At 59.2% G+C, this 15,100-nt stretch carries 16 protein-coding genes; 6 read left to right on the forward strand and 10 right to left on the reverse strand.

Annotation, left to right across the window (positions count from 1 at the left end):
• Positions 1 to 13 precede the first annotated feature (13 nt).
• On the reverse strand, positions 14 to 730 hold the full coding sequence (locus tag PseuLF5_RS24240) for a hypothetical protein (RefSeq protein ID WP_340134871.1): 717 nt from the start codon (positions 728 to 730) through the stop codon (positions 14 to 16).
• Positions 731 to 1,199: 469 nt separating this feature from the next.
• On the opposite strand from PseuLF5_RS24240, the gene PseuLF5_RS24245 reads away from it, so the two are divergent.
• On the forward strand, positions 1,200 to 1,826 hold the full coding sequence (locus tag PseuLF5_RS24245) for a response regulator transcription factor (RefSeq protein WP_123466240.1): 627 nt from the start codon (positions 1,200 to 1,202) through the stop codon (positions 1,824 to 1,826).
• An 86-nt stretch (positions 1,827 to 1,912) separates the two neighbouring features.
• Here the strand turns inward: PseuLF5_RS24245 and PseuLF5_RS24250 are convergent, their stop codons facing one another.
• The 8 genes from PseuLF5_RS24250 to metG form a co-directional block, all read right to left on the reverse strand.
• On the reverse strand, positions 1,913 to 2,092 hold the full coding sequence (locus PseuLF5_RS24250) for a PA3496 family putative envelope integrity protein (RefSeq protein WP_123466242.1): 180 nt from the start codon (positions 2,090 to 2,092) through the stop codon (positions 1,913 to 1,915).
• A 107-nt stretch (positions 2,093 to 2,199) separates the two neighbouring features.
• Complete coding sequence (gene nth / locus PseuLF5_RS24255; RefSeq protein ID WP_123466244.1) at positions 2,200 to 2,838, reverse strand: endonuclease III; 639 nt, start codon at positions 2,836 to 2,838, stop codon at positions 2,200 to 2,202.
• Positions 2,835 to 3,416, reverse strand: coding sequence for an Rnf-Nqr domain containing protein (locus PseuLF5_RS24260; RefSeq protein ID WP_322376102.1), 582 nt, complete (start codon positions 3,414 to 3,416; stop codon positions 2,835 to 2,837). The genes nth and PseuLF5_RS24260 overlap by 4 nt, the downstream gene beginning before the upstream one ends.
• The gene (locus PseuLF5_RS24265) at positions 3,413 to 4,018 is read right to left on the reverse strand and encodes an RnfABCDGE type electron transport complex subunit G (protein ID WP_340134872.1); all 606 of its coding nucleotides are present in this window, start codon (positions 4,016 to 4,018) and stop codon (positions 3,413 to 3,415) included. The genes PseuLF5_RS24260 and PseuLF5_RS24265 overlap by 4 nt, the downstream gene beginning before the upstream one ends.
• Entirely contained in the window at positions 4,015 to 4,998 is a 984-nt protein-coding gene (locus PseuLF5_RS24270) for an RnfABCDGE type electron transport complex subunit D (protein ID WP_340134873.1), read from the reverse strand. Before PseuLF5_RS24270 ends, PseuLF5_RS24265 begins: the two co-directional genes overlap by 4 nt.
• Positions 4,985 to 6,199, reverse strand: a complete 1,215-nt coding sequence (gene rsxB, locus PseuLF5_RS24275; RefSeq protein WP_340134874.1) for an electron transport complex subunit RsxB — start codon at positions 6,197 to 6,199, stop codon at positions 4,985 to 4,987. Before rsxB ends, PseuLF5_RS24270 begins: the two co-directional genes overlap by 14 nt.
• A complete protein-coding gene (locus PseuLF5_RS24280) occupies positions 6,196 to 6,765 on the reverse strand; it encodes an Rnf-Nqr domain containing protein (RefSeq protein WP_340134875.1) in 570 nt (189 codons plus the stop codon). The genes rsxB and PseuLF5_RS24280 overlap by 4 nt, the downstream gene beginning before the upstream one ends.
• 132 nt (positions 6,766 to 6,897) lie before the next feature.
• Entirely contained in the window at positions 6,898 to 8,949 is a 2,052-nt protein-coding gene (gene metG, locus PseuLF5_RS24285) for a methionine--tRNA ligase (protein WP_123466256.1), read from the reverse strand.
• Positions 8,950 to 9,330: 381 nt separating this feature from the next.
• On the opposite strand from metG, the gene apbC reads away from it, so the two are divergent.
• Positions 9,331 to 10,425 (forward strand): iron-sulfur cluster carrier protein ApbC, encoded by a 1,095-nt coding sequence (apbC, locus tag PseuLF5_RS24290; protein ID WP_123466258.1) that lies wholly within the window; start codon positions 9,331 to 9,333, stop codon positions 10,423 to 10,425.
• Between the two features lie 130 nt (positions 10,426 to 10,555).
• Here the strand turns inward: apbC and PseuLF5_RS24295 are convergent, their stop codons facing one another.
• Positions 10,556 to 11,314 (reverse strand): SDR family oxidoreductase, encoded by a 759-nt coding sequence (locus PseuLF5_RS24295; RefSeq protein WP_123466357.1) that lies wholly within the window; start codon positions 11,312 to 11,314, stop codon positions 10,556 to 10,558.
• Between the two features lie 163 nt (positions 11,315 to 11,477).
• Here PseuLF5_RS24295 and PseuLF5_RS24300 point away from each other — a divergent pair, with 163 nt between their 5' ends.
• The 4 genes from PseuLF5_RS24300 to groL all read left to right on the forward strand — a co-directional run bounded on the left by PseuLF5_RS24300 (position 11,478) and on the right by groL (position 14,989).
• Positions 11,478 to 12,209, forward strand: a complete 732-nt coding sequence (locus PseuLF5_RS24300) for a HugZ family pyridoxamine 5'-phosphate oxidase (protein ID WP_123466260.1) — start codon at positions 11,478 to 11,480, stop codon at positions 12,207 to 12,209.
• A 65-nt stretch (positions 12,210 to 12,274) separates the two neighbouring features.
• Entirely contained in the window at positions 12,275 to 12,751 is a 477-nt protein-coding gene (locus PseuLF5_RS24305; RefSeq protein ID WP_123466262.1) for an FxsA family protein, read from the forward strand.
• A 247-nt stretch (positions 12,752 to 12,998) separates the two neighbouring features.
• Entirely contained in the window at positions 12,999 to 13,292 is a 294-nt protein-coding gene (locus PseuLF5_RS24310) for a co-chaperone GroES (protein ID WP_003227685.1), read from the forward strand.
• Positions 13,293 to 13,342: 50 nt separating this feature from the next.
• A complete protein-coding gene (groL, locus tag PseuLF5_RS24315; protein ID WP_123453761.1) occupies positions 13,343 to 14,989 on the forward strand; it encodes a chaperonin GroEL in 1,647 nt (548 codons plus the stop codon).
• The last annotated feature ends 111 nt before the right edge of the window (positions 14,990 to 15,100 follow it).

Here is a 15,100-nt window from a genome sequence, read left to right on the forward strand (position 1 = left end):
CGTGCTCCATCCTTCAAACCCGTCCCAACAGCGTGATCGCTTGTGAGCACACGTTGTAAACAATATAGGGCGTCGCGCCCGTGTCCTTCTTCGCCGGTTTGATCGGCAGTAACGCGTTTTGTGTCAGGAAAACATCCGACACATGATTGCTGATAAGGACGATGACCCGGTCGGTTTTTTTGTCGGTGTGGTGGATTTTTTCCAGAATCGCCGTGATTTCTTTCGTCGTGTCCAGATTCCGTATGTCGATCATGTGCAGGCTGCGCAGGGCCGTGGTCAACTGAATGATGTGCTGAACAACAGGTCCCGAGGATGCGCTGTCACCTGACGGCGGATCGGCCACGTTGTGGGCTCTGCACTTGTCCTTGCATGGGCTGGCTTGAGGGGGACCGGACAGTATGCAACTTGAAAACCCTGAAATACCTTGGGCACGCAGTTCTCGCGAAGATGGATTTCGTCTGGAGTTACGCTCGCTGTTTTCTATGGCTTTTAAAAAGCTTTCATCTTTATTGAAATCGGATGGGGAATACAGTGAGCGGTGGTTGAAGTTTAAAGTCAGAAAAAAAAGAAATAACAAGTAGAACGGGAATATGACGAGAAACCACACGTAAAACTCACGATCTTCATTGCCAAGAAATGGCAGGGACACGGCGGCCGATGTTTCCGAAATGGCTGCGAATATAGCGATGACTGTCATCGGGTTGGTAATTCTGCTCTTGATTTTTAACATGATCGTGCTCTTGTGGTTGTAGGCTTTCATTGTTTTGTGAGTTGTTGGCGGCTTTTTTGTTGCAAGGGCTTGCTCTTGGTTATAACAAAATTATTTTCCGAAGTATAAATACCCGCGCTCTGAATGTTTGTAAGTTATTGACGATGCGCGGCTGTTTTAAGTGGCGGGCGCCATAACTTTTTATTTCTATATGCTGCGATACGGCGTGTGATGCCTGCCACGACAGAAGCTCGCGTTGCCAGCGCAGCGCTGGCTGGCAAACAGCGCACGCCGTTACAGATTCAAGCCGAGAGTGTCCAGTGAGGCGTCGGATTTTTAGATGAGGAAAGGATTTTTGTGGGATTTATCCTCATTGGCTGTAGGGAATGTCTCTGGATGCAAGTGCGTGTGAAACTTGGCATGCCACGGGACAAGTGGCTGGGATATTGTGCGTGTTCAAAAAATTCGAACAGCGAAACTGGACTTGCCCATGAATAAAGTGCTGATCGTGGATGATCACCCCGTCATTCGTCTTGCGGTACGTATGCTGATGGAACGTCATGGCTATGAAGTCATCGCGGAAACTGATAACGGTGTGGATGCATTGCAACTTGCTCGCGACCAGATGCCGGATATTGTCATTCTGGATATTGGTATTCCGAAACTTGATGGCCTGGAAGTTATCGCGCGCCTGACTTCAACGGCCATGCCTGTCAAGGTTCTCGTATTGACGTCACAGGCACCCGGACACTTTTCAATGCGCTGCATGCAATCGGGGGCGGCGGGTTATGTGTGTAAACAGCAGGACCTCACCGAGTTGCTCAGTGCAATCAAGGCGGTGTTGTCGGGCTACAGCTATTTCCCCAATCAGGCGCTGCACACCGTGCGCACCAGTCTGGGCAACGCCAGTGAAGCCGATATGGTGGATCGCCTGTCCGGTCGGGAAATGATGGTCTTGCAACAGTTGGCGCGGGGAAAGACCAACAAGGAAATTGCCGATGGCATGTTTTTAAGCAACAAGACGGTGAGCACTTACAAGACCCGCCTGTTGCTCAAGCTCAATGCCCGCTCACTGGTCGATCTGATCGAGTTGGCGCAGCGTAACGGACTTGTCTGAGTGGCGTCACTGACGTGATCATGGGCCGATCGAATTCAGCGAGTCGCAGAAAATGAAAAGCCTCCGTATCGGGAGGCTCTCAAATGTCAGAGATCAAAATCGTAATCAGCCAATTGCTTTTGCAGTCGGCGCTCCTCAAGCAGGTTGTCGATGGTGCGGCGTTTGCTCAGATTGGTTTTGGCGACCTCGACCACCGGTTCGGTGTCGTCGGTTTCCGCAGCAGTAAATTCGTCATCTACATCCAGTTGTTCTTTACTGTCAGTCATAAGGTTAACTCCAGGCTAAGACTGCCTTTGGCGCTCCTTATATCGACATTCCTGCTGTGGGTAAAAAAGATTTTTTCAATCGGTGAATCAGTAAAACCAATAGCCACTCAATCGTCCGATGTTTTGTGTTTGTACTCGCACAGATCTTCGATCCGGCAACTGCCACAGCGCGGCTTGCGGGCGAGACACACGTAGCGACCGTGCAAAATCAGCCAGTGGTGAGAATCCAGCAGGTAGTCTTTGGGTACAAACTTCATCAGCTTCTTTTCCACCTCAACCACATTTTTCCCCGGAGCGATGCCGGTGCGATTGCTGACACGAAAAATGTGCGTGTCGACCGCCATGGTCAATTGTCGAAAAGCGGTATTGAGCACCACGTTGGCGGTCTTGCGGCCCACGCCGGGCAGGGCTTCCAGCTCTTCACGGGTTTGCGGGACTTCACCATTGTGCAGTTCGACCAGCATGCGGCAGGTCTCGATCACGTTCTTGGCTTTGCTGTTGTAGAGGCCGATGGTCTTGATGTATTCGGACAGCCCTTCGACACCCAGGGCGTGGATCGCTGCCGGGGTATTGGCAACGGGGAAGAGCCGGGCCGTGGCCTTGTTCACGCCAACGTCCGTCGACTGCGCCGACAGAATCACCGCAATCAGCAATTCGAAGGGCGAGGAGTAGGCCAGTTCGGTTTTCGGCTCGGGATTGTCTTCATGCAGTCGACGAAAAATCTCAAGGCGTTTTGCGGCATTCATGGGTGATGTGTTTCCTTGGAGAGAGCGTTCGAGCGAGTCAAAGCCTGGCGGGCAGCCAACAGCAGCCCCAGCAATATGAAAGCGCCGGGAACCAGGGTGAACAGGTGCAGCCCTTCGTTGAACAGAACCAGGCCTTGCCAGCGTTCTGAGAGACCACGACCGAGATGGCCCTGACCGAGCAGCTCACGCAGTACCGCCAGCGTCAGTAGCAGCCCGCTCGACAGGCCAAAAAACTTCAGGCGTTCGGTGCGCGCCTGACGAAAGAAACCATTGTATTCCAGCACTACGCATTGCAAGGCGATCAGCCCGCTATAGAACCCGAGTGCCTGGTGCCACTGCAACGCCCAGCGCTGCCCAAGGATATTGGCGCAACTGGTCAGGGTGGCGGCCAGCAGCAGGCTGGCCAGCAACAGGCCGCTGTCAGACAGTCGAGCGCGTAATGGAGCAATGCACACCGCGTAAGCCGTCGTGACAACGCTCGACATCAACAACATGCCCAGCGCGCCGGCCAGTGTGGCGCTGGTACCCAGCAGCAGCGCCAGCAGCAAGGCGTTGCTCAGATTCGTCGGCCGGTTCATGGTGCGCCCCCCAGCAAGGTTGCCCGGTGTTCATCAAAGTAGCGCAGGGCGTCATGGATGGCATGGACGGTGGCGCGGGAGGTGATAGTCGCGCCCGCCAGTTGATCGAACTGCCCCTGATCCTTTTTCAAGGCCCAGCCTGTGTCATCGGGGGCGCTGCGTGATTTCCCGGAAAACCCAGCCAGCCAGTTGTTCGGCCAGTCGCCGACATGCCCGCCCAACGCCGGCGTTTCATGTTGCCGCAGGGTTTTAACACCCAGCAGTCTGCCATTGGCATCAATCGCGATGAGCAATTCGATGGCGCCGGCATAGCCCTCGGTTTGCGTGCGCAACAGCACCGCCACCGGCTGCCCGGCTTTGCTTGCCCGGTAACCCGTCAACAGCGTGCTGTGGCTTAACGTCTTATCCGCCAACGCCAGTGGCTGTTCCAGAGGCTGATTGTCGTAGGCATCCGCGGCGAGCAGATCCAACAGTTTGCGACTGTCGAGCAGACGTTGTTCGATGGCAATCTGTGGTGCACTGCTGCGTTGCACCTCATAAGTCAGGCCGAGACCAACACTGGCGATCAGCACCAGTGTGATGACAGAGGCCGCGCGGTTCATGAATGCACCTGCGCCTGGCGAGTGGCGGCAAAACGCTCCAGCGCCGGCACACAGAGATTCATCAGTAACACCGCAAACGCGACGCCATCCGGGTAGCCGCCCCAAGTGCGGATCAGGTAGGTCAGGAGTCCGACACCGACGCCGAACAACAGCCGGGCCAGCGGACTTTTTGGCCCGGACACCGGTTCGGTGATGATGAAAAATGCACCGAGAATGGTCGCGCCGCTCAGCAGATGAAACAGCGGCGAGCCGTGGGAGTCGGAGCCCGAACCGTTCCAGCACAGCAGGCTGATGACAAACAGGCTGACCAGCATGCCGACCGGTGCTTGCCAGCCGATCACCCGACGTTGCAACAACAGCAGCCCGCCGGCGAGAAACGCCAGATTGACCCACTCCACGCCGCGCCCGCCGAAATGGCCGAACGCCGGGTTGGCGGCGAATAGCTCATCCATGGTCAGGCTTTTGTTGATACGCAGACTGTCCAGCGCGGTGGCCTGAACCCAGGCGTCCGGCGCCTGACCCGTGTTGAAGACCTGTTCAAACGTTGCCAGCAGATTCATCCCGTGTGCCGGCCAATGGGTCATCGGCTGCGGGAACAGCACCATCGCCAGCGCAAAGCCGAGCATGGCCGGATTGAACGGATTCTTGCCGATGCCACTGTACAGGTGCTTGCCCAACAGCAAGCCGCCAGCAATCGCCGTCACCGTCAGCCACCACGGGCAATAAGGCGGCAGGGCCAGCGCCAGCAATGTCGCGCTGACCCATGCGCTACCGTCGCTCAGCGTCGGGTGCAGCGGTTGTCGGCGCAGGTGGCTGACGCTTGCCTCGACCAGCAATGCGGTGGCTACCGCCAGCAGCAGATTGATCAGCACGCCCCAGCCGTACAGCCAGAACAATGCCAGCAGCCCCGGCAGCGTGGCGAGCAGCACCAGCTTCATCGCCTGTTGCAGGCGATCATCCGGTGCTTCACGGGGCAACATGATCGTGTACCTGACGCTCGGCGTCCTGCAGACGGGCGCGGGCCTTGTCGAGGGCGTCACTGGGCGTGTCGGCGCGGCGTTCGAGCTTGCTCAGGTCGGCGCGGGCGTAGGCCAGTTCGGTTTTCAACTGGCGCAACTGGCTGTCGATCGGACGTTTTTCCACGCGCACGAGGTCAGGCAGCGGTTGCTCACTGGCTGCTTCGGCAGCGTGAAGCGCTAGCTCTGCGTCACGCAAGGCCTGTTCCAGCGTGGCGAGCCGCTCCGGCGGCGCTTCGGCAGTCTGGGCCTTTTTCAGTTCGGCGCGGTGCATGGCCAACTGGATTTTCGCCCGTTTCAGGTCTGCGTCTTTCGCCGGGGCCGGGGCCACCGCTGTTGGAGCGCCGGGAGCGTTGCTTTCGAGTTTCGCCAGCGCCTGCTCGGCGGCTTCGAATTGCTGTTGCAACACGATCAGTTGTGACTGCTGCTCGAACGTCGGTGGATGGCCGAAGGCTTTCAGCGATTTGTGCAATTGCGCGCGGCTCATGGCGACGTCGATCTTGGCTTTTTTCAGCGCAGCGTCGGCGGTCGCGGCTTTTTGCGCGCGCACCCGTTCCAGAGCCGCCTGCACCGGATCGAGGGTAGTCACCGCCGGTTGCGTCGCCCGTTGTGCACGGGCCTCGCGTTCAGCCTGTTTCTGTTGTTCTTCGCGTTGCAGGCGGGCGTTGCGTCGTTCGAAACGCTGGCGCGCATGATCGCGTTTGGCCGCGCGTGCGCGTTGTTCTTCCAGGCTGAGGGCCAGGCCGCCCACCACCGGCAGCGTGCCTGGCGGCAGCGGATGCATTTCGATGCAATCCACCGGGCACGGCGCCACGCACAGGTCGCAACCGGTGCATTCGTCGATCAGCACGGTGTGCATCAGTTTCGCGGCGCCGACGATGGCGTCGATCGGGCAGGCCTGAATGCACTTGGTGCAGCCGATGCACTCGGCCTCGCGGATGAACGCCACTTGGGGCGGTGCCGAACCACGGCTGACGTCCAGCTCCAGCGCCGGCACCTTCAGCAGTTCGGCCAGCGCCGCGATGGTTTCGTCGCCGCCCGGTGGACACTTGTTGATCGGTTCGCCCTCGACGATGCCTTGCGCATAGGGCTTGCAGCCGGGGTGGCCGCATTTGCCGCACTGGGTCTGCGGCAGGAGGGCATCAATGAGTTGAATCAGACTCATGTTTTAATCAGTCCACTGAATCCGAGAAAAATCACTGCGATCAATCCGGCGCCGATCAGGTCGATCGGCAGGCCGCGAAAGGGCAGGGGAATGTCGTTGTCGGCGGTGCGTTCACGCAAGTCGCTGAACAGACTCAGCACCAGCCAGAAACCCAACCCGGCGCCAAGGCTCAGCGCCGTTGCCTGCAGCAGGCCGCGATCCTGTTGCGCATTGAGCAAGGCCAGCCCGAGCACGCCGGCATTGCCCAGCAACAACGGCCAGAGTCCGTCGAACGGCCAGTCGGGCAGCGCACGCGCCAACAGTTTCAGCAGCGGTGCGATCAGCAGCACGCTGAGCGGCAAGCACACGAACAGGTGCAGGGCCTGCAGTTGCAGCGGCACCAGCAGCCAGTGCCAGATCCCGTAACCGATGACGCCGGCGCTCAGCATCAGGCAGAACGTCGCCAGCCCTAGCGCATGCAGCTGGCGCCGACTGCCCGCCAGCAACGGATCGACGCCCAGCGGCCAGTGCAACACGAAGTTGTTGAGCAGGGCGGCACTGATCAGCGTAAGCGCAAGTTCGGTCATGGTTCTGCCGGCAGCAACGGGCGGGTGTCACTTAAGGTTAGGCATTATCCGGCACCCGCGAAGGGTGGGCCAGATATGAAAAATCCCACAGGCTTGCAGAACATGCCTGTGGGATCGTTTTACCGCTGGGCCTTACTTGATGCGTTGACCCGGCTTGGCGCCGCTGTCCGGGCTCAGCAGATAGATTTCTTCACCGCCGGGACCGGCTGCCATCACCATGCCTTCGGAGATGCCGAACTTCATTTTCCGTGGCTTGAGGTTGGCGATCATCATGGTCAGGCGACCGTCGAGTTTCGACGGGTCCGGGTAGGCGCTCTTGATTCCGGAGAACACGTTGCGCTGCTCGTCGCCGATGTCCAGCGTCAGGCGCAGCAGCTTGTCCGCGCCTTCGACGTGTTCAGCCTTGACGATCAGGGCGACGCGCAGGTCTACGGCGGCAAAAGTGTCGAAGTCGATTTCCGGCGACAGCGGATCCTTGGCCAGCTCGCCGTTGCCCGCCGATGCGGCGGCACCGGTGTCGGTCTGGCTGGCGGTCAGGTCCTCTTTCGAGGCGTCGGTCATGGCTTGTACTTTTACCGGGTCGATGCGGGTCATCAACGGCTTGAATTCGTTCAGCTGATGATTGGCCAGCAGGGTGGTGTGGTCGTTCCAGGTCAGCGGGGCGACGTTGAGGAACGCCTCGGCATCGGCGGCCAGCAGCGGCAGCACCGGTTTGAGGAAGATCACCAGTTGGCGGAACAGGTTGATGCCGGTGGCGCAGATCGCCTGGACTTCATCCTGTTTGCCTTCCTGCTTGTTCAGCGACCACGGGGCCTTGTCGGCGATCCACGCGTTGGCGCGGTCGGCCAGGGCCATGGTTTCACGCATGGCGCGGGCGAAGTCGCGGGCTTCATAGGCGTCGGCAATGCTTGGCGCAGCAGCGAGGAACGCCTCGGTCAGCTCTGGCGCGGCATTGTTGTCGACCAGCAGGCCGCCGTTGCCTTTATGGATGAAACCGGCGCAACGGCTGGCGATGTTGACCACTTTGCCGACCAGGTCGGAGTTGACCTTCTGCACGAAGTCTTCGAGGTTCAGGTCGAGGTCATCGACGCCACGGCCCAGTTTGGCCGCGTAGTAGTAGCGCAGGTATTCCGGCGACAGGTGATCCAGGTAGGTCCGGGCCTTGATGAAGGTGCCGCGGGACTTGGACATCTTCTGGCCGTTGACGGTCAGGTAGCCGTGCACGTTGATCCCGGTCGGTTTACGGAAACCGGCGCCTTCGAGCATGGCGGGCCAGAACAGCGCGTGGAAGTTGACGATGTCCTTGCCGATGAAGTGGTAGAGCTCGGCGGTGGAGTCCTTGCCCCAGAACGCGTCGAAGTCCAGCTCAGGCGTACGGTTGCAGAGGTTCTTGAAGCTCGCCATGTAGCCGATCGGCGCGTCCAGCCACACGTAGAAGTACTTGCCCGGCTCGTCGGGGATCTCGAAACCGAAGTACGGCGCATCGCGGGAGATGTCCCACTGTTGCAGGCCGGCGTCCAGCCATTCGGCGATCTTGTTGGCGACGGCGTCCTGCAGGGTGCCGCTGCGCGTCCAGGTCTGCAGCATCTGCTGGAAGTCTGGCAGTTTGAAGAAGAAGTGCTGGGAATCCTTGAGCACCGGGGTGGCGCCGGATATCGCCGACTTCGGATCCTTCAGGTCAGTCGGGGCGTAGGTCGCACCGCATTTTTCGCAGTTGTCGCCGTACTGGTCTTCGGTGCCGCATTTCGGGCAGGTGCCCTTGATGAAGCGGTCGGCCAGGAACATTTTCTTTTCCGGGTCGAAATACTGGGTGATCGAACGTTGGGCGATGTGCCCGGCGTCACGCAGTTTCAGGTAGATCTGGCTCGACAGCTCACGGTTTTCTTCGGCGTGAGTGGAGTGGAAGTTGTCGAAGTCGACCAGGAACTCGGCAAAGTCGGCGCTGTGTTCAGCCTGCACGTTGGCGATCAGTTGTTCCGGGGTGATGCCTTCCTTTTCCGCGCGCAGCATGATCGCCGAACCGTGGGCGTCGTCGGCGCAGACATAAATGCATTGATTGCCGCGATGCTTCTGGAAGCGCACCCACATATCGGTCTGGATATATTCCAGCATATGGCCAAGGTGGATCGAACCGTTGGCGTAGGGCAGGGCGCTGGTGACGAGGATCTTGCGTGGTTCGGACATGTGGGGCTTCGCTACTTGATGAAACGGAGGTCGGCCACTATAAAGCGCTGGCGCATATTTTTCACCCTGTGCGCCTGTTTACGGATACACCAATCAGTTAATCCCAGCCTATGAAACCTTTTGATGGCAGTGGGGCGCTGTGGCGAGGGGATTTATCCCCGATGGGTGGCGAAGCCACCCCGAAACCAGACAACTCGGTCAATCAGGTAAACCGCGTTCAATGGTTTCACGACTGCTGCGCAACCGGTCGGGGGATAAATCCCCTGACTACAGTGCTTTCCGGCTCAAGTAATGCGTCTGGCTATAAATCGCCTGACCAGAAACGAACCCGCAGGGTAGGATACCCGCCATCTATTCCCAGTCTTGTTATCGGAGTTGCCCATGAGTGCCGTCACTCGCGCAGCGGTGGAAGCCGTCCTCAGCCAATACACCGACCCTTACCTGAACCAGGACCCGGTCAGCGCCGGTTGCGTGAAGCACATCGAGATTGATGGCGAGCGCGTCAGGGTTGAGCTGGAAATCGGCTATGCCGCCGGTCTGTTCAAAAGTGGCTGGGCGCAAATGCTGCAACTGGCCATCGAAAACCTCGACGGCGTCGTCTCGGCCAAGGTCGAGGTCAACAGTGTGATCGCCGCGCACAAGGCCCAGGCGCAGATTCCGGGGCTGGCCAATGTCAAGAACGTCGTCGCCGTGGCCTCCGGCAAGGGCGGCGTGGGCAAGTCGACCACCGCTGCCAACCTTGCGCTGGCACTGGCCCGCGAAGGCGCCAAGGTCGGGATTCTCGACGCCGACATCTATGGCCCGAGCCAAGGGATCATGTTTGGCATCCCCGAGCGCACCCGTCCTGAAATCAAGGATCAGAAGTGGTTCGTGCCGCTCAAGGCCCACGGTGTCGAAGTCATGTCGATGGCGTTCCTGACCGACGACAACACGCCGATGGTCTGGCGTGGGCCGATGGTCTCCGGCGCACTGCTGCAACTGGTCACGCAAACCGCGTGGGGCGATCTGGATTATCTGGTCATCGACATGCCGCCAGGCACCGGCGACATCCAGTTGACCCTGGCGCAGAAGGTCCCGGTGGCTGGCGCGGTGATTGTCACCACGCCACAGGATCTGGCACTGCTCGACGCGCGCAAAGGCGTGGAAATGTTCCGCAAGGTCAACATTCCGGTGCTGGGCGTGGTGGAAAACATGGCGGTGCACATCTGCTCGAACTGCGGGCATGCCGAGCATCTGTTCGGTGAGGGCGGCGGTGAGAAGCTGGCGAGTCAATACGGCGTCGAGCTGCTGGCCTCGCTGCCGCTGTCGATGCTGATCCGCGAGCAGGCCGATGGCGGCAAGCCGACGGTGATCGCCGAGCCGGACAGCCAGATCGCCATGGTCTATCAGGAACTGGCCCGCCACGTCGGTGCGCGGATTGTGTTGCAGGAAGCGGCGACACCGGCGATGCCGAACATCACCATCAGCGACGACTGATGGCCTGAAACACGATCAACTGTGGGAGCTGGCCTGCCAGCGATAGCGGATTCACATTCAACGAATAGGTTGACTGAACCACCGCATTCGCGAGCAGGCTCGCTCCCACACTGGTTTTTGTGTTGGGCGGTTAGATGCGCAAGCCGCCATCCATCTCCAGAATCCGTCCGGTGTAGTAGTCGTTCTCGAAGATGTACGCCGCCGAATGGGCGATCTCTTCCGGTTTGCCCATGCGCTTGAGCGGAATCCCCGAAGTCATTTTCTCCAGCGCTTCCGGCTTCATGCCCAGGGTCATCTCGGTTTCGATGAAGCCGGGGGCAATGCCCGCGACGCGAATGCCGTAACGCGCCAGTTCCTTGGCCCAGGTCACGGTGGCTGCTGCCACGCCGGCCTTGGCAGCGGAATAGTTGGTCTGGCCGACGTTGCCGGCGCGCGAAATCGACGAGATGTTGATGATCGCGCCACTGTTCTTCAGCTCGACCATTTTCGCCGCGACTTCACGGGTGCACAGGAACACGCCGGTCAGGTTGACGTCGATCACTGCCTGCCACTGGGCCAGGCTCATCTTGGTCATTTCGCCGTCCTTGACCTTGAGCAGCAGGCCGTCACGGAGGATCCCGGCGTTGTTGATCAGGCCGTGGATTGCACCGAAATCGGCGGCCACTTGCGCGACCATGTGCTCGACCTGTTCTTCATTGGCCACGTTGCACAGATAGCTGCGGGCCTCGACGCCCTTGGCCTTGCAGGCCGCGACCGCAGCATCGAGTTTTTCCTGGTTCAAATCGACCAGTGCGAGCTTCGCGCCCTTGGCGGCGAAATACTCGGCCATGGAACGGCCCAAACCCTGGCAACCGCCGGTGATAATGATTACTTTGTCGTTGAGTTGCATGCGCATGCCCCGATGCCGGTCTGAGTGGTTTTTATTATTTGGCGCCGCTCGATCTGTACCGGCCGTGGCCGGTTGCACATGAGCATAGCCCGATGGCGTGACCGGGACTTATCTCCGGGCGCCTGTCCGTTTTTTCGACGGATTATATATAAGGAGTCATAAATTGAGCGTTGAAGCGGCCAAGAATGCCCGAGAATTGCTTCTCAAGGAATACCGTGGCGTATTGTCCACCCACTCCAAATCAATGCCCGGTTTCCCGTTCGGCTCCGTGGTTCCCTATTGCCTGGATGAACAGGGTCGCCCGCTGATCCTGATCAGCCGCATCGCCCAGCACACCCACAACCTGCAAAAAGACCCGAAATGCTCGTTGCTGGTGGGCGAGCGTGAGGCCGACGACGTGCAGGCCGTCGGTCGCCTGACCTATCTGGCCGAGGCGCAAAAGCTCGAAGAGCCAGCCGCCATCGAAGCCGCCGCCGAGCGTTACTACCGCTACTTCCCCGATTCGCAGAACTACCACAAGGCCCACGATTTCGACTTCTGGGTGCTTAATCCTGTGCGTCATCGCTACATTGGCGGTTTCGGCGCGATCCACTGGGTCGAGCAACTGACGCTGGCCAACCCCTTCGCCGGCAAGGCTGAAATCAGCATGGTCGAGCACATGAACAGCGATCACGCCAAGGCCATCGCCCACTACGTGGAGCTCGCCGGCCTGCCGCAGACGGTGCCGGCGCAACTGGCCGGGATCGACAGCGAAGGCATGCACTTGCGCATCGGTCAGGCGCTGCACTGGTTGCCGTTTCAAGCGCCTTGTCACACGCCGATACAAGTGCGCGAGGCCTTGGTTTCTCTGGCTCACGCCGAGGTCTGGCCAAAAAATGCTGAGGCCGATGCTTGAATTCACGAAAGGGCGACGTCATCTAAGGCTTACTGCAAGGCATTTCTTGCGTTGAGGAATCTTTGATGCGCCCTTTTTTGTTGCTCTTTCTGCTGTTTCCGGTGCTGGAGCTGTTCGTATTCGTCAAAGTGGCAGGGGCTATCGGGTTTTTCCCGGCCCTGCTGCTGATCATTCTTGGCTCGATGTTCGGCGTGTTCGTGCTGCGTATCGCCGGTCTGGCCACCGCCCTGCGTGCCCGTGAAAGCCTGAACCGCGGCGAACTGCCTGCGCAAACCATGCTCGAAGGCCTGATGCTCGCCCTGGCCGGTGGCCTGTTGATCCTGCCGGGCTTCATCAGCGACGTGGTCGGTCTGGTGATGCTGCTGCCGTTCACCCGTCGTCTGCTGGCGAACAAAATGCGTCAACGCGCCGAAGACCAGGCCATGCGCCAGCGTGCCTTTGCCGATGACCTGCAACCCCGTGGCGGGCCTGCTCCACGCGAGCCGCTGGGGCGTGAGCCGAATGTCATCGAAGGCGAGTACGAACACCGCGACAGCAAGTAACGTCTGCATCGACACGGCACCTTCGGGTGCCGTGTTCGTTTATGGGGTCTGATCGTGAAAAAAATTCTGACCCCGCCCTTGTAATAACCTTATGCGCCCTTATGTATCGGTCACCGAAAGGTTTCCGGCATTGAGTCGGACAGACTTCCGCGGTTCGCTCGACGAATCGCAACCGGCGCAGGCCGGATTTGTTAAACCCGCCGGGACTACACCGGCCGATGAAAACCACAATTAGGAGAGATCGACAATGAAGCTTCGTCCTCTGCATGACCGCGTCGTTATCCGTCGCAGCGAAGAAGAAAAGAAAACCGCTGGCGGTATCGTCCTGCCAGGTTCGGCTGCTGAAAAAGCCAACCACGGTGTGATTGTCGCTGCAGGCCCAGGCAAGACTCTGGAAAACGGTGAAGTGCGTGCGCTGGCCGTTAAAGTCGGTGACAAGGTTGTGTTCGGTCCTTACTCCGGCAGCAACACTGTGAAAGTCGACGGCGAAGACCTGCTGGTAATGGCTGAGAACGAGATTCTCGCTGTACTGGAAGGCTGATTTCCCCGCTCATTTTCCCGCTACTACAAAGTATTTAAGGAATATCGATCATGGCTGCTAAAGAAGTTAAATTCGGCGATGCCGCCCGCTCCAAGATGCTCAAAGGCGTCAACGTTCTGGCTGACGCGGTAAAAGCGACCCTGGGCCCGAAAGGCCGTAACGTGATCCTCGAGAAGAGCTTCGGCGCTCCGACCATCACCAAGGACGGCGTTTCCGTTGCCAAGGAAATCGAGCTCGAAGATCGCTTCGAAAACATGGGCGCGCAGCTGGTCAAAGACGTTGCCTCCCGTGCCAACGATGACGCCGGTGACGGTACTACCACCGCTACCGTTCTGGCTCAGTCGATCGTCAACGAAGGCCTGAAAGCCGTCGCTGCCGGCATGAACCCGATGGACCTCAAGCGCGGTATCGACAAAGCGACCATCGCGATCGTCAAAGAGCTGAAAGCCCTGTCCAAGCCATGCGCTGACACCAAGGCGATCGCTCAGGTCGGCACCATCTCCGCCAACTCCGACAACTCCATCGGCGACATCATTGCCGAAGCCATGGAAAAAGTCGGTAAAGAAGGCGTGATCACCGTTGAAGAAGGCTCGGGCCTGGAAAACGAACTGTCGGTTGTAGAAGGCATGCAGTTCGACCGTGGCTACCTGTCCCCGTACTTCGTCAACAAGCCGGACACCATGGTGGCCGAGCTCGACGGCCCGCTGATCCTGCTGGTCGACAAGAAGATCTCGAACATCCGCGAAATGCTGCCAGTGCTGGAAGCCGTTGCCAAAGCCGGCCGCCCACTGCTGATCGTGGCTGAAGACGTTGAAGGCGAAGCCCTGGCGACGCTGGTTGTGAACAACATGCGTGGCATCGTTAAAGTCGCAGCCGTCAAGGCTCCAGGCTTCGGCGACCGTCGCAAGGCCATGCTGCAGGACATCGCCGTTCTGACCGGCGGTACCGTGATCTCCGAAGAAATCGGCCTGAGCCTGGAAAGCACCACTCTGGAGCACCTGGGTAACGCCAAGCGTGTCACCCTGTCCAAGGAAAACACCATCATCGTTGACGGTGCTGGCGTTGAAGGCGACATCCAGGCGCGTATCGCTCAGATCCGTGCTCAGGTTGCTGAAACTTCCTCGGACTACGACCGTGAAAAACTGCAAGAGCGTCTGGCCAAGCTGTCGGGCGGCGTTGCGGTGATCAAGGTTGGCGCTGGTTCCGAAGTTGAAATGAAAGAGAAGAAAGCCCGCGTTGAAGACGCCCTGCACGCAACCCGTGCAGCCGTTGAAGAAGGCGTGGTACCTGGCGGTGGCGTTGCGCTGATCCGCGCTCTGGAAGCCCTGACCGAACTGACCGGCGACAACGCTGACCAGAACGTCGGTATCGCTGTGCTGCGTCGCGCTGTTGAAGCGCCGCTGCGTCAGATCGCTGCCAACTCCGGTGACGAGCCAAGCGTAGTCGTCAACGAAGTGAAGAACGGCAAAGGTAACTTCGGTTACAACGCTGCTTCCGGCGAATACGGCGACATGATCGAAATGGGCATCCTGGACCCAACCAAGGTAACCCGTTCCGCTCTGCAAGCTGCAGCCTCGATCGGCGGTCTGATCCTGACCACCGAAGCCGCTGTTGCTGATGCACCGAAGAAAGAAGGCTCGGCTGGCGGCGGTATGCCAGACATGGGCGGCATGGGTGGCATGGGCGGCATGATGTAAGCCAGCCTTACCCCTGTAACGCAAAACCCCGCTGGCGAAAGCCAGCGGGGTTTTTTATTGCCTTCGATTTAGTGTTGGCTTGAGACCGAGGTGCGGCCATCGCTGGCAAGC

This window comes from Pseudomonas sp. LF-5 (assembly GCF_037626295.1).
GTDB classification, from domain to species: Bacteria; Pseudomonadota; Gammaproteobacteria; order Pseudomonadales; family Pseudomonadaceae; genus Aquipseudomonas; species Aquipseudomonas monsensis.

Coding starts and splice junctions, on each gene's coding strand:
- PseuLF5_RS24240 (WP_340134871.1), bottom strand. CDS start 730: ATGTTAAAAATCAAGAGCAGAATTACCAACCCGATGACAGTCATCGCT.
- PseuLF5_RS24245 (WP_123466240.1), top strand. CDS start 1,200: ATGAATAAAGTGCTGATCGTGGATGATCACCCCGTCATTCGTCTTGCG.
- PseuLF5_RS24250 (WP_123466242.1), bottom strand. CDS start 2,092: ATGACTGACAGTAAAGAACAACTGGATGTAGATGACGAATTTACTGCT.
- nth (WP_123466244.1), bottom strand. CDS start 2,838: ATGAATGCCGCAAAACGCCTTGAGATTTTTCGTCGACTGCATGAAGAC.
- PseuLF5_RS24260 (WP_322376102.1), bottom strand. CDS start 3,416: ATGAACCGGCCGACGAATCTGAGCAACGCCTTGCTGCTGGCGCTGCTG.
- PseuLF5_RS24265 (WP_340134872.1), bottom strand. CDS start 4,018: ATGAACCGCGCGGCCTCTGTCATCACACTGGTGCTGATCGCCAGTGTT.
- PseuLF5_RS24270 (WP_340134873.1), bottom strand. CDS start 4,998: ATGTTGCCCCGTGAAGCACCGGATGATCGCCTGCAACAGGCGATGAAG.
- rsxB (WP_340134874.1), bottom strand. CDS start 6,199: ATGAGTCTGATTCAACTCATTGATGCCCTCCTGCCGCAGACCCAGTGC.
- PseuLF5_RS24280 (WP_340134875.1), bottom strand. CDS start 6,765: ATGACCGAACTTGCGCTTACGCTGATCAGTGCCGCCCTGCTCAACAAC.
- metG (WP_123466256.1), bottom strand. CDS start 8,949: ATGTCCGAACCACGCAAGATCCTCGTCACCAGCGCCCTGCCCTACGCC.
- apbC (WP_123466258.1), top strand. CDS start 9,331: ATGAGTGCCGTCACTCGCGCAGCGGTGGAAGCCGTCCTCAGCCAATAC.
- PseuLF5_RS24295 (WP_123466357.1), bottom strand. CDS start 11,314: ATGCAACTCAACGACAAAGTAATCATTATCACCGGCGGTTGCCAGGGT.
- PseuLF5_RS24305 (WP_123466262.1), top strand. CDS start 12,275: ATGCGCCCTTTTTTGTTGCTCTTTCTGCTGTTTCCGGTGCTGGAGCTG.
- PseuLF5_RS24310 (WP_003227685.1), top strand. CDS start 12,999: ATGAAGCTTCGTCCTCTGCATGACCGCGTCGTTATCCGTCGCAGCGAA.
- groL (WP_123453761.1), top strand. CDS start 13,343: ATGGCTGCTAAAGAAGTTAAATTCGGCGATGCCGCCCGCTCCAAGATG.